The sequence below is a fragment of the Dermabacter hominis NBRC 106157 genome (assembly GCF_001570785.1).
In the GTDB taxonomy this organism is placed as follows: domain Bacteria; phylum Actinomycetota; class Actinomycetes; order Actinomycetales; family Dermabacteraceae; genus Dermabacter; species Dermabacter hominis.
In genome coordinates this window covers 78,605-92,507 of record NZ_BCSI01000007.1, presented here as the reverse complement: position 1 = coordinate 92,507, position 13,903 = coordinate 78,605, and the positions used below count along the sequence as shown (strand labels likewise).

Genomic DNA, 13,903 nt, shown 5'->3' with positions numbered 1-13,903 from the left:
CCAGGGTGTTGTCAAAGACGATCTCGGTTTCGAAGGGAATCGGCTTCTCGGTCTTGGTCACCAGCTCGCTCGGAGCGAGGCCCGGGCCGTACTCGACGATCCGCTTGACAGGCTCCTTAGTGGTCTCTTCCTCGGCTACCTCAGCCTTGTCGCCCTCGGCAGTGAACTTGGCGGTGAAGGTTTTCTCGCCGTTCTCACCTTCCTGAACAACCCGGGTTTCACCAGGCTTCAGCTCCGGGTTTTCGCGAACCTCGGTCGGGAAGGGGATCGGAACCTTCCAGGTCACTTCCTTAGCGCTTGCAGCGGGCTTCGTGCCGACGACGACGACTTCGTTCACCGGAGCCTTGGTCTGCTCCCAGCTGCCGTCCTTGTTCTGCTTTTCCGAGCCCGGCACGCCCTCGGTCTCAACCTTGTATGTGCCAGCGGGGATGGAGTCGTCGTACTTGTACTCGACGTCGAATGGAACTTCACGGGTGGGAACGTCAACAACGTTCACGACAGCGTAAGCGGTGTCGGTAGAGCCGTCCTCGTACGTCACAGTCACCGGAATCTTGACCTGATCACCTGGCTTAGCATCCGCAGGTGCGGTAGCGGTGATCTGACCGTTGTCGTCAATGGTGGCCTTCCAACCGGCTGGAACGTCGCCCAGCTTGTAGGGGTTTTCCTTGGCGACGTTGATGTTGTCCGGTTTGTTGAGCTCCACCGGCAGCGTGGCGGACTCGCCCGGGTACACCGTCTGTACCGGGTAGGAGGGCTTCGCTTCCCAGTTGTTAGACAGCTTCACCACGGTGGTGACGGGCACCTCGGGACGCTCGCCATTTGGCGTTTCTACCGTCACAGTAACGGTCTTCTTGTCACCCGGCTTGGCGTCTGCCGGCGGGGTGGAAGTAACGACACCGGTGTCCGGGTCGACCGTGTACTTCCATCCGTCTACTTCCTGCTCGGTTTTCGGAGAGCCGTCTTCGTTCTTGCCGAACGAGAACTTCGAGCCCTTCGGAGCGTCGGTAACGTTGTGGTTCACCGCCTGGTTCGGGCCGGTGGCCTCTACTGAGTAGACGGGAGCAGCATCGCCCTTGAGTACGACGACGGTACCCTTCACCTGCTGCGGCTTGTCAGCGTTGTCGTAGTAGGCGAGCACCGGAATATCGAGGATATAGCCCTCAGGGGCGGTCTTCGGGATCGTCGTGGTGATCTTGCCAGTGTTCTCGTCAATCTTGACGGTCCATTTACCGCTCTCATCCTCGACGGTGTACTCGGTCTTACCGTCCTTGAAGGTGTAGCGCTTCGGGGCTTCGTCGGTCGTGTTGCCGCTGAGGCCGCGCTCAGGGAGCTTGGGCGTCAGGCTGACCCGCGCGTTCGGCTTGTTCGCCACCGTGTCGTAGGTCGGGATCTTGATGTCGACGATGGCCTGGAACTGGACCTCAATCTCATCGGTCGTCTGGTCCGGGTAGGTGGCCGTTACCTTCGGGGTGATGACAGTACCCGGTGCGACCGTGTCGTCCGCCTTCGCGGTGACCTTGCCCGTCTCATCGACGGTGACGGTCCAGCCTTCAGGCACAGTGGACGGGTCGATTTCGAATTTAGCAGGGTGAACCGGCTTGTGGCCTTTCATGATGGACTTGGTGCCCACCTGGGCGGTGATGTCTTCGTTGACCTTACCTTTCGAAAGGCTCGGGCGCACCAGGTCGGTGACCTGCGTGTTGTTTGGGTCAACGACCACGAGGAGCTCGAGCACGTCGGTCGAGCCATTCGAGTACTCGACCGTCACCACAGGGCGCGCGAAGGTGCCTGGGCGCGGGTTGTCTGGAGCGGTGACGGTGACGTTGTAGTCCTCGTCCATTTCTACGGTCCAGCCCTCGTAGACGTACTTCTCGTCGAGGGTGACCTTAGCTTCAAAGCCGCCGTCGCCCTTCTTCTTGGCAAGGTCCTTGATCAGGTCCGGGGTCTGAGTGAAGACAACCTTTTGCGGCTCGGTCGCAAGCGGGCCGGTGGCGCTGTCGACGCCGGAGATGATCGATGCGTCGGTCTTGTCGTACCGCGGGTTGTGGTACTCCGTGTCATCCAGGGAGAACGACTTCGAGTCGATGACGTTTGGCTTCTTGTAGCGCTCGAGCGAGTTGGAGCTCTCGGACGCGAAACCAAAGCCACCGTTTTCGTGCTCGACTGCAGCTTTGAGCTGATCCACAGTACGTGGCAGTGCGAGCACTGAGAAGCTTACGTTCTTATCAGTCGCCCGGTCAGTACCACGGTAGTTCGGCCATGTGAAGTAAATGTCACCGTTCTCGTCGACACGAAGTAGCTGCTCCCCACCAGAAGCCTGCGTGTTCGAGGTGCCAATAAACTTGTTCTCGCCGTCGTAGGCCTCAACGACCATACGATCGAGCGAATCGCCTTCCTGACCGTTCCAAAGGCCCGGGATATTGATGTGGCCAACCTTGGTTTCTTCGCCTTCAACGATGACATGTTTCTCGAAGTCTTCCCACGACACCGTGATGGGGGCGCACTGGATGTTCTCACTGGGCCACGGGTTCACGTAGGCCTGAAATCGAGCATTGCCTCCCTCGGTAGCCCGAAGGCTCTGGGTTGTAGGGTCCTTCGCGTATTCGCCCTTCCACGCGTAGCGCACCGGGTTATTCTTATCGGCTTCTGCATACTGCTTGACCTCAGCGTCGGTCATGTTGGCGAAGAGATTCAAATTTCTCAGACTACGATTCGCAGAAATTTTGATGCTTTCGTCGGCTTTGTGAGTAACCGAAAGAGGCGGGTTGACAGGGAAAGCCGTACCGACATCCATCGAGGGAACGGTGCCAATGTTCAAGAAGGAGCCAAGGTTTCCCGTGTTACTAAAGCTCCAGTCCGCGAATGTGCGGTCCTGCGAGTTATCAAATGCGAGGCTCACGCCCCACGTAGTTTTGGATGGGCTGGTGGCGCTCGGTTCCAGGTTTTGCCAACTGAAACCCGCCTGGGATCCACTAGAATCCCCGCTCGAAACAAGACACGTGCCTGCCGGCAGGTCGGAAGCCTTCTGGGCGTCCTTCTCTACCACGCCGGATTTGTCGCGGATGCCTCCGGTGAAGCTTCCTGCTGCATAGGCTTCGGGAACGAAGGGGCTGTGTGGAACCGCGACGAACGTGGCCGCGACGAGCGCGAGCGCGGTAAGCGCCGAGACACCCAAGCGCCGAAGGCGCTTGGGCTCGCTTGGCTCATGGGATGAAATCATGCTTCTGTCCTCAACTCTAGAAATCTGGAAGTTCGGCGAATACCGACTAGACGTGCGCAGAGCCGGAGCCTCATCTCGTATGCCACCACTCCAAGCCAAGGACGACCAAAGAGGGCGGTAACATCCAGCGGTACTTCGACCCTAGCGCAGAAAGCACGTGCTTGCGAGATGTACGTCACTTGCGGGGCGCACTTCATATCGATCGTTATGAAGCGGTGACCTCGACGTTAAGTAAGCACCGCCGTCTTGTGAACCGACGCCTCTCTCCTTCACGCCGCGGTTGCGCTCCGAGCTGCACCTCCCGCGGCGATCAGGCTTGGCCTATGCAGCAAAGCCGCGGATCACACGCGGCTCCTTCGTGAGGGGGTGGTCGCTCGTACCGCTCGCAAACTCCGCAAAATACCGCCGAAGCTCGGCACCGGCGCGATCGACCTCGTCCCACGTCGCCCCCTCGAACGGGAGCGCACTACGCCACGAGTCCTCGCGAGAAAACAGCAGCGCGATGTCCATGACGTGCGGGGAGCCAAACGGGTTGCCGGGCACGCTCCACGGAACCACGGCGCGGTGCGACATGCCGCCTGCAGCCGCCCACTCGTGCGCGAGAAAGTCGATGCCTTTCGTAAACACCGCCCTGCTCGCCGAATCCACGAACATCCAGTACGCCCGCTCCCCCACGCGCGGAAGCCCCCGCAAAAAACGGGCGAAAGGCATCGAATGCGCGAAGAAGCTGCTTTCGGTTCCGACTGAACTGATGAGGAGGGGCACCTTGGGTGCGATCGCGTGCCACGCCGCGAGCACGTCCTCCTCCGGCGGAAGTGGGTCGTGGCCGTATTGGACGCCGAACGGCATCGACCCCGCGTAGCCGAAGGGCGCCGCTGCCGTTTCAATCGCTTTTTGGGCCGCGAGCAGGTCGTCAAGGGACGACTCCCGTTTCACGCGCTTCTCAAGAATCCTCGCGCTGAGCGCGTTCATGCGGCTGCGCCCCTCGCGGATCCCGAGCGGTGGACTGAGTGCAATCGCGCGGTCGAACAGCAGCTCTTCGTCTCGGCCTTCGAGGATCGCGTGCCCCATGGCGGCGGCGTGGTGCAGGATGGCGTCGGCCCCCGCCGACTCCCCGAGTGCCGTCACTCGCGCAGCGTCCCCGCCAAACGACGAAATGTTACGGCGAACCCAGCGAAATGCCTCCGCCTGGTCGAGCAGGCCGAGGTTCGCGGGGCCGAGTGAGGAGCCGAGGAAGCCAAGCACCCCGAGGCGATATGAAACGGTCACGACGATGACTCGGCGCTCCGCCACCCACCGTGCGGGATCGGTGAACGACGAATCGCCCGCACCCACGACATACGAACCTCCGTGGATCCACACGATCACGGGAAGCTTCTCGCCCTCCCGGATATCACCGGGAATGGTGATCGAGAGGTTTTGACAGTCCTCGCTCACGCCAAGCTCCCGCAGTTCGGGGCCGAAAAGCGGCGGCTCCTCCACGGTGTTCTGCGGCGCCGACGAGCTCCACTCGCGCGCCTCGAATTCCCCCAGGTCCAGCATGGGCACCGGCTTCTCAAAGCGCCCCGCACGCGCGTACGGAATCCCCGTCGCGCGGATCACCTCGCCGTCGCGCCACCCGGTGATGCGCCCGGCCGGCGCGTCAACCACAATGCTCTGCTCTCGTGAAAAACGCTCGGAAGTCACGACACCATCGTACGAACGCCCTTCGGCGTCCTCGAGACTAGCCTGAGGATCTCAGCCGGTGATCCCGAACCTCTCGAGCAGCTTCTTTGCCTCAGCGCCGCCCGCGTTCTGCAGGGCGAGCAGCTCGGCGTAGATACCGCCGGAAGCGGCAAGCTCGGCGGGCGTGCCGATCTCGTCGATGCGACCATCGCGCAGCGTGATGATCCGGTCAACACCCGCGATCGTCGAGAGGCGGTGGGCGATGATGATCGACGTGCGGTTCTCCATGAGCGCATCGAGGCCCGCCTGGACCTGCCGCTCGGCTTTCGTATCGAGCGCGGAGGTCGCCTCGTCGAGCACGAGGATCGGGGCGTCCTTGAGCATCGCGCGCGCAACCGCGATGCGCTGGCGCTGCCCGCCCGAAAGTTTGAGGCCGCGCTCCCCAATCAAGGTGTCGTAGCCGTCATTGAATCGCTCGATGAACTGGCTCGCATTCGCGCGCCGAGCCGCTTCGCGCACTTCCTCATCGGTCGCTTCGGGGCGGCCGTAGGCGATGTTTTCGCGGATCGTGCCGCTGAACAGCGCCGCATCCTGGAACACCACGCCCACGCGCGAGCGCACAACGTCGATCGGAAGCTCGTTGACGTTGTGGCCGCGAAGGCGCACCTCGCCCGTGCGGGTGCGGTACAGCCCCAAAATCAAATTCACGATCGTGGACTTGCCACCGCCGGATTCGCCCACGAGCGCGACCTTCTCCCCCGAGTCCACGTGGAAGCTCATGTCGTGCAAAACATCGTGGTTTTCTTCGTAGGCGAAGTTCACGTGGTCGAAAACGATGCGCGGGGCACCCTCCACCGCCTCCGGGAACGATCGTCCGTCGGCAAGCGTCGGCCATACCTCGACCTTCGTGTCCATGACCGCGAAATAATCTTTCGACCCGGCAACCGCGCGCTGCGACGTGTCCACGACCCAGCTCATGTTCTCGATCGGGTTGCGCACGAGGTTCATGAGCTGGATGAGGATGACCATGTCACCGACCGAGAAATCGCCCTGAACCGTGCGGATGAAGATGATGAGGTACAGCACCGCGAACGCGAAATTAAGCGCCGCGAGACGGTAGACATCCATCTTGTGCCAGTGGACCGACTGCTCTTTCGTGATCGCATCGGTGCTGTTGAAGCGCTTCGTGAACGAGGCAAGCTCGCTCTTTTCTCGCACGAAACTCTTGACCACGCGGATCTGGCCCACGACCTCCGCGAAGCGGCCCGAGGCGATGTCGATCTGCTCGTTCTTCTCGCCTTCGAGTCGCTGCCACTTGACGCTCGTGAGGGAGGTCAGCCACAGGTACAGCGGGAACATGATGAACAGGATGAGGGCAAGCGGCCACCAATACCACGCGCTGATCGCGAGCACGGCGATCGCGGTGATGATCATCGAGATGAAGGCGTTTGAGGCGATCTTCGCGAACGTTCCAATTTCGGCAATCGAACGGTTCAGGCGCGAGACGATCGTGCCCGTGAGTTCTTCGTCGTACCAGCGCTGCGGGAGGTTGAGCAGCTTGTCGTAGTAGCGAACGGAGAGCATTGCACGAAGGCGGTTGCCCATGACGTCACCGAAGTACCCGCCGATGTTCTGGATGAGGGCATTCGCCATGAACGCGATGAAGATCCAGACGGCCGTCACGATGATGTCGTGCAGGGCTTCATCACGCGTGAGCGTCCCCGCCACGGCGGCGGTCGCGGTGTCGGTTGCCGAGCCGATGAGGAACGGAATGATGAGGGTCATCGCGGTCGTCAGGAGCGCCGACACGACGATCACAAGGTAGAGCGGCCACAGCTCGCTCGTAAACCGGAAAATTCTCGAAAGTGCCTTCACCCTTCCAGGGTAGGTGAGGTCCGACGGTTGCCGAGCGCACGTCGTTTCCGCAGTGTGAGGAACTGCTCCCACTTTCAATAATGGAGTGGGCGCCGGCTCGCGAAACCCACGATGCCGGCGCCCCTGAGCTCTCGAACGAGGGCTCTTCGGTTACTTCATGCTCGCCTTACGCGAGCGTGCGAGGAGCACGCTGCCGAGGCCGAGGAACATGAGGCTTGCGATCGCTCCGCCGAGCTCGACGCCCGTGCGTGGGAGGGACGCATGGCCGCCCGCCGCTGGAGCGGTCACTCGCGCGGGGTGTGATGCCGTGCCGGAATCGGCGACACCCGTCTGGGTATCCCCACGATTCACGCCCGCGCCCTGCTCGGCGGCACTTCCGTCACTAGCGGGGCCCTCGGCGCCGGTGCCCTCGTCCGTGGGCCTCGCTCCCTCGGATCCCACAGCGCCAGATCCTGCATCACCTTCGGCGGGTGCGGGCTCGGCCGGCGCCACGGCATCATCCGACGGCTCCTCGCTCGGAGCCGGCTTCGCCGGGGCACTCGCGCCCTCGACCGTGATGCACTGCGAGTGGCTGCGCCCGTTGACCGTCACGACGAGTTCGGCTTCGCCGGGGCGGATTGCGGTGACCTCGCCGGTCAGGGGATTCACGCGGATCACGGCGCTGTCGTCGGCAACCTCGGCCGCCTCGGAACCGTCGTCCACGAGAACTCCCCTACCCGAGTACTGAGCGGTGACGGGCCACGCAACGGGAACCGTGCGGCCATCCTGCGTGAACACGGCGCTGAAATCGGCACTCTCGCCCTCGGCGAGGACCTTGGGGAGCGTGAGCGTGATGTCATCGACCCACGGCTTGGTTTCGGCCGCGAGCCACGCGACGCGATCCGCAGTCGTCGGATTCGCGCCGACCTTGCCTGCGCCTGGGTTGATGCCAAGCATCGTCCACCCGGTGAAGCCGCCCGTCTCGGGCGTGCCGTCCGGGTTCTTGCCCGAGTTGCCGTTGATCAGGTAGGTGACGCCTTCGACGGCCGAACCGTTGAACACTCCCACGTGCCCGTTGACGACGGCTGCCGACTTACCCGAGCGCTCGCGGAACTCACCGAGCACGCGCTCGAGTTCGCGGGCCTCGCGCTGGTCAGAGAGCTGGCTCGTTTTCGCGGGGAGCGGGTCGCTCGGCGGGTGGTGGAAGAACACGACGATGCCGGTCAGCGCGTCAGAGTTCTCGACCTCGTCGAGGGCCTTTTCGAGCTGCGCAATCTGATCGATACCGCCGGAGCGGAGGCTACCGCCAGCGGTGTTGAGGGTAAGGATCTTCGTGCGTCCGAGCGTACGCTCGTTCGTCACGGAGCCGAAAGCGTTCTCGAAGTTCTCGATTTTTCCGCCCATGACTTCGTGGTTGCCGGGAACGTAGAGATAGGGGATCTCCGTTCCCCACTCTTCGTCGAGGATCGTCTTCGCGAGCGCGAAATCCTCGGGGCTTGCTTCGTCAACGAAGTCGCCGTTGATCACGAGCAGGTCGGGCTTTTCGGCCTTGATCTCGCGAAGCGTGCGGCGCGCGCCCTGAACGAGGGGCGACTTGGGGTCGCGGGCAACGAACTGGGCATCGCTCATGACCGCGATGCGCTGCGGGCGATCATTGACCGTGCCCATCGCGAGCAGTGCTGGGTCGTGAATTGCGGCCTCGCTTTTCGCATCCGTCGAGGCCGGGCTTGTGGTGAGCGCGCGCAGCCCGGAAATCGTGACGTCGCCCTTGTACTGGGCGTCCGAGCGGGTCTCCATGAGGCGAATTGCCTCGACGGTCAACGGCTGGGCGACGCCCTCGGGAACCTTAAAGACCACCTGCGACCAGCCATCGAAGGTAACGTTTTCGCCATTGATGTTCGTGCGGGTGCCCTTGCTGTCGACGACCTGGAGGCGCGGCCACACGCCCGTCGCATCGCCCTTCACATCCGCGGTGAACGCGAGCGCGTTGCCCTCGACCTTCACGGGCTCGTTCGCGATCAGGTAGTAGCCGCGGGTCGCGGTCGACTGGGTGAAGTCGTACTGCAGGCGAACAGCGGGGCTCTTGCCATCCTCGCCCGTCGCGGGTTCGAGGGAGCCGGCCGCACGCGCATTGCCGTCCTTGAAGGCGCCGAGATCGGAAAAGTCGAAGACCTGCTCTTCCTTGGTTCCGTAGCTCACGGGGATCGTCGTCTCGACATCTCCCACGCTGAACGTCACGGTGCCGGCTTCGGCATCGCCGGTTCCGGCGACTGTCCACGTGCCGAGTCCGTCATCGGTCACGGTGAAGCCCTTACTCGCCTTGACCTTGACGTCCTGGGTTTCGATGCGAGCGCGGCGACCGTCGGAATCTACACCCGTGAGCGTGACGCTGCGGACCGACTCGGAATCGGGCAGGCTCAGGGTACGGGCGCTCGGGCGGATCGCGAGCAGGTCGCCAAGGACTCGCACGTTGAGTGAATCCTGGTGGGCCCCCGTCGTGTACGTGACGGTTGCGGCGCCCGGCTTGACGCCCTCGACGACGGCGGTAGTCGAATCGAGCTTGTCGACCGTGGCGTTGCCCTCGGCGGCGTAGGTGCCGTCGGCCGCGAGCGGCGCGAGATTCTTCCCGAGAGCCGTGCCGCTCACCGTGCGGTGAAGGCCGGGGAACACGCTCTTCTCGTTCTCGAGGGAGGTCGAGATCTTGGCGTCAGAGATAACGTCCTTCGGCGCGCTCGAGTAGAACACGAGCGCATCGACGACGCTGCGCACTTCGCCATCCGAAGGCGTGTTCCACACGGTCGGGCCGTCCGAGCCCGCCTCACGCGCGATCATCGCGGAGGAGCCACCGCCGTCGAGGTTCACGGCATTGTAGGCGCCGAGGTCTTTGAAGAGCTTGCCGAGTTCGGGAAGGGTCATGCCGCGTGAGTCGGCGCTGCGGCCATCGAGCACGACCGCAAACACCTTCGAGCCGTCCTTGCTGACGCCGATCGCGGTTCGCGGGTGCGCGGTCGTGACAAGAGGGTCGTCATACGTCGCCATGACCTCGCCGTTTTTGAGGATTTGGTCGCTGCCCTGCACACCCAGGTCGACCTTCTGATCGGGGCCGATAGCAACGTCAACCTTGTCGCCGACCTTGAGGGCCGCGACCTTGTCGGCACCTGCCTCGCGGCCAAGGAGGAGCTGGGCACCCTCGGGGATCTCCTGTGCGCCCACGCCCTTCTCGACGATCCCGCTCGACTTCACGACCTCGCCATCCTGGATGAGCGCGAACGCAGCGTGAGTGCTCACCTTGTCGGGGCCGCCGATGGGACGATCGAGCGCGGAGGAGCCCCAACGGGCGTTGTACACGCCGATCTGGCCCTCGGGGATGCTCGGGTCGTTGAGGGTAGCGAGCTCAAACGAGGAACCGTCGGCAAGTGTGGCCTTGCCGGAAGTCGTGAGGGCCTGCACCACGGCCTTGCCGCCCGCGATCGTGAACGCCGGGCGCTTGCTATCCGAAGCAACGACGGGCTTCCCATTCGAGACCGAGCTGTAGACCGGCGCGTCGCTGAAATTGATGTCGAAGAATGACGAGTTGATCGCGGCGACAGCTTGGCTGCCGCGATCACCGGACGTCATGAGTTCGCCGAGCGGTGCGCGGCTTGTGACCGTTCCCGAGTTGACGATGTCCATCGAGAGGGTCTGCTCGGTGAGATCGGCCGTCAGAACACTGCCCTCGTTCCAGCCCGCGCTCTCGAGCCGCGAGAAGGTCGTGAGGTCGAGACCCGGTGCGACGCGGCGCGTCTGCGAATCCGCAAACACGCCACCCTTTGCAACGTCGTCTTCGCTTGGAGCGGCCTGGGCCGTGGCCGGCGCGAGAACAGAGGGGGAATCGGCTGGGAGGGCAAAGCTACCGGGAACGGCAATGGCAAGGGCCGCGGCAATGGCGAGGGCGCGAAGGCCACCGCGCGTGCGGCGAGTGCGCGAAGCGCCGGCGGGGGCAACCTCGCCCGAGGCGGGGATACGGGGCATAATCTCTATCCTGAACTCGACAGACAGTATCGGGCTCAGGCTAGGGATCGAGTCCTAACAGGGCCTTACCAAGCGGTGAATTTCAGGCTGCGCCAGCGGCAACACCGGAGTTAACGGTTCCTTCACCGCGGCTGCGCGAGCGCAGCACGAGGGCCGCGGCGACGACCGCTGCGCTCCGCGGTCAGGAGAGCGTTGAGACGTATTTGCGGCGTGGGCGCACTCGTGCTCAGCTCCGCCCTCGAGGGATCAGCATCGCCGTCAACAAAGCAACGCCGCCAGACCGTGGAGTAGGCGTGCAGAGCAATCTCGCCGTGGCGCTAGGCGACCTACACAACTAGCACCCACACCCTGCAGAGACGACCACCCGAGCACGCGCCCAGCGAGCATCGAAGGCAAGGATTTCACAGATATTTGCGACAGCGCGAGAGGTGATACGAGGCTGCGTCGGCGGTCAAGACCGAGCGCGTAGAAAAATGCAACCGCAACGCGTTTGTGGGAATGCGCGAAGGGCTTCCTAGCCAACACTCGCTGGCACGACGGAAACGCTAGAAACTACACGCGCTCACAGTGGTTCGCGAGTACTGAGTACAACGGCAGCACGACGACAGTCATCCTGAACGATATCCTTTTGGGAGTGCCCAAAAATTACAAGCACTCTGAAAATAGCCCCGGTCAGGGCTCGAGGTTTTGTTTAGTTACTCAATTTGGCTGCTCGACCGCCACTTGCCCTAACGCGCTCTAGATCCACCTATGGACGAGCAATTGGAGCCGCGTTTCACGGATAACCCAACTGCAATGTTTCACCTCTCTAGACAGAACGAGTTGGCTCACAACCGGAGATGTTCCCGCTAAGCAGATGCAAATGTTCCCTATGTTTGATCAAGAAGACTTCGCGACAGGCGGAACGGTACTGGCTTAAGCAGTACATAACCCTTCGATTTAGTAAAAACAGCTAGGCCGTCGCAATTATCGAGATTTGGGATCCAGCGGAGGCTGTGATTCAGTTTGAAAGCGATCGCTTCCTCGCACCCCGCTAATTATTAGGCAGCCAATAACTATTGGCGGCACAATCCATACGGATTGTTGATCTATGAAACGAGGCAGGGGTAGCAACGCGGCAAGGTGCCAGCCAGCGAGCACCAACAGAGCAGCGAGGTTCCAATGCCAAGGCCGCGTGACAAGGAAAGCCCTGTAAAGCATCTGCCACAAACTCCTATCAACCACGATCCATCCATCCCGTCAAGGCTCGCATCTCTTCCTGGTTGTGTACGCGCTTGATCATAACCGGACCAATATACCTATCATATGTAACGCGAACTTGTTTGTATTCATAAGCCTAGTAATGTCGCTCCCAGCGCCCAATCTTATTGCAGCTTTCGTAGATTGTCGTTTTCCACCGCAATCGCCGCTGCACTTTTATTGTAGTCACGTGATACAAGAACCCATGAGCCCAGTTGACCGTAGCTCAATCTGTCGCGCTTATTTGCTTAGAGGCGCCGTTTTGTATGGCGTATGCGTCCAGAAAGTGGCGATGATTTTTCCCATATGCATACTTTTTGCTGACTGCTCGGCTGTTGCACGCTGCCGTCCCACCAGTGTCACACTGATTCATCGGATCATTAGCTGTAAAGGTGCCCGACGGTGGGTGATAGAGCCGCTTGCCCATTAGGTACAACGAGGCATACTCATCTGAGTTTTCACGCCACTTTCAACCAAGCCAACCCAGGGAGGAGGGCGGTCGAAGCTTAGATACTTGGTTTACGGTTCGCTGGTTCTCTCCGTACTCTGCGTAGCTCCTCCAGGCCTTAATCGCTGACGCCAGTTGTCCGCTCTCTGCTGGCAGTTCTACAGTTGTGACTACGTCAATAGTATAGTTCGTGACTAGAAGGACGGTAGGTCCATAGATCGTGTCTATAGCCGAAGTCCTGCCTCATTGGTGCAGTATTAAACGGGCCCACCGTGCCACAAGTGACGCTACACTAAAGCCTCCACGATTCTCTCTGCTGCGCGACTTACAGCATTAGCATCTAGCGGGTCAAGGCTAGCATCATATATTACCTGTTCTACCTGCTCACTACTGATATCCTCTTGAACGTTATTGCGAGCGTATCTGTAAATAGCATTTGCTTCGGCAGAGTACAGCAACGCCGACTCTTGCATAACAAATTCTGGGATGTTCGCTGGATTTTCCTCCCTCAAGATTTGCATTAGAGTCTTTCGTGCCTTACGGAATATTGATCTATTGCTCTCAGCCCACATAAGTGCTCCTAATTGCTACTCATCTTGCAGGACATTAACGGGAGTCCACCCCTCATCGGCATTCCGGCACCCCGTGCCCCGATGGGATTGCGCTCCCCAGCAACTATTGGCACCGGCCACACAATCGCACTTTTATGCGCCACACAGTTCAAAGTCTAGTCCACCCGAGCAGAAGTAGCTCAAACACTATTGCCGCGACCAGAGAGATCACCGTCAGGACGATCGAACTAGTGCACACTGATGTCACAAGCGATGTACCTAAAGCGACACTCAGGCTCTTCCCAAGGGCTAACCATAGACCACCTTGTGAAAATTTCTTGTCCTCTTTCAAAAGAAGCTCGTAGCCGGTATACGTCAACAAAAGACTGGCTCCTACCGTTACCGCGATTGAAACGAATGTTACCCCGTCGGGAAGTGTGCGCAGAGTCGCATAAGTAGCAGAATCTATCAGAATAAGGAATCCATGAAATTTACTGTCTTCCCCAGACTCTTCTGTGCGCTCTAAGTCTTCTTCTGGCTCCCTAGCCATTTTGCCTGATACCTCCGCGCGCCTACTACTCATAGCTAACCGGGAAGCCTTCCGGAGATCCTTCCGGTCGAGCATCTGTGCCCTTCACCTCCCCCGCCAACACGACTCCCTCGGGCACTGACGTGGGAGCAAGCGAACCATCCGCCTTCTCAACCAGATCAGTGTTAAATGAGGCCCATTCACCCTTATCGTTCTTGAACCGCACTGGAGCCGCGAACTGCTCTGTTGTCACCGACCCATCCGCATTCACCCACGTGCTCGAGGACTCCGACCGTTCCGCCGTCACCTCCACACGCTTGCCCGTCGCTCGGGCCTGGATCACAGCCGACGGAAAGTCAACCACACCACCCGAGGCGGGAGCGGCC

The 13,903-nt window shown here is 61.1% G+C and carries 4 protein-coding genes; all 4 read right to left on the bottom strand.

What is annotated here, in order from left to right; genetic code table 11:
- On the bottom strand, window positions 1–3,220 hold a 3,220-nt coding region (locus tag DEHOM01_RS07560; RefSeq protein ID WP_174519435.1), incomplete at its 3' end, for a YPDG domain-containing protein.
- 321 nt (window positions 3,221–3,541) lie between these two features.
- Entirely contained in the window at window positions 3,542–4,906 is a 1,365-nt protein-coding gene (locus tag DEHOM01_RS07555; RefSeq protein WP_061212208.1) for a carboxylesterase family protein, read from the bottom strand.
- A gap of 51 nt (window positions 4,907–4,957) precedes the next feature.
- On the bottom strand, window positions 4,958–6,760 hold the full coding sequence (locus DEHOM01_RS07550) for an ABC transporter ATP-binding protein (RefSeq protein WP_061212207.1): 1,803 nt from the start codon (window positions 6,758–6,760) through the stop codon (window positions 4,958–4,960).
- A 150-nt stretch (window positions 6,761–6,910) separates the two neighbouring features.
- On the bottom strand, window positions 6,911–10,750 hold the full coding sequence (locus DEHOM01_RS07545; RefSeq protein WP_061212206.1) for a phosphodiester glycosidase family protein: 3,840 nt from the start codon (window positions 10,748–10,750) through the stop codon (window positions 6,911–6,913).
- Window positions 10,751–13,903: the final 3,153 nt, after the last annotated feature.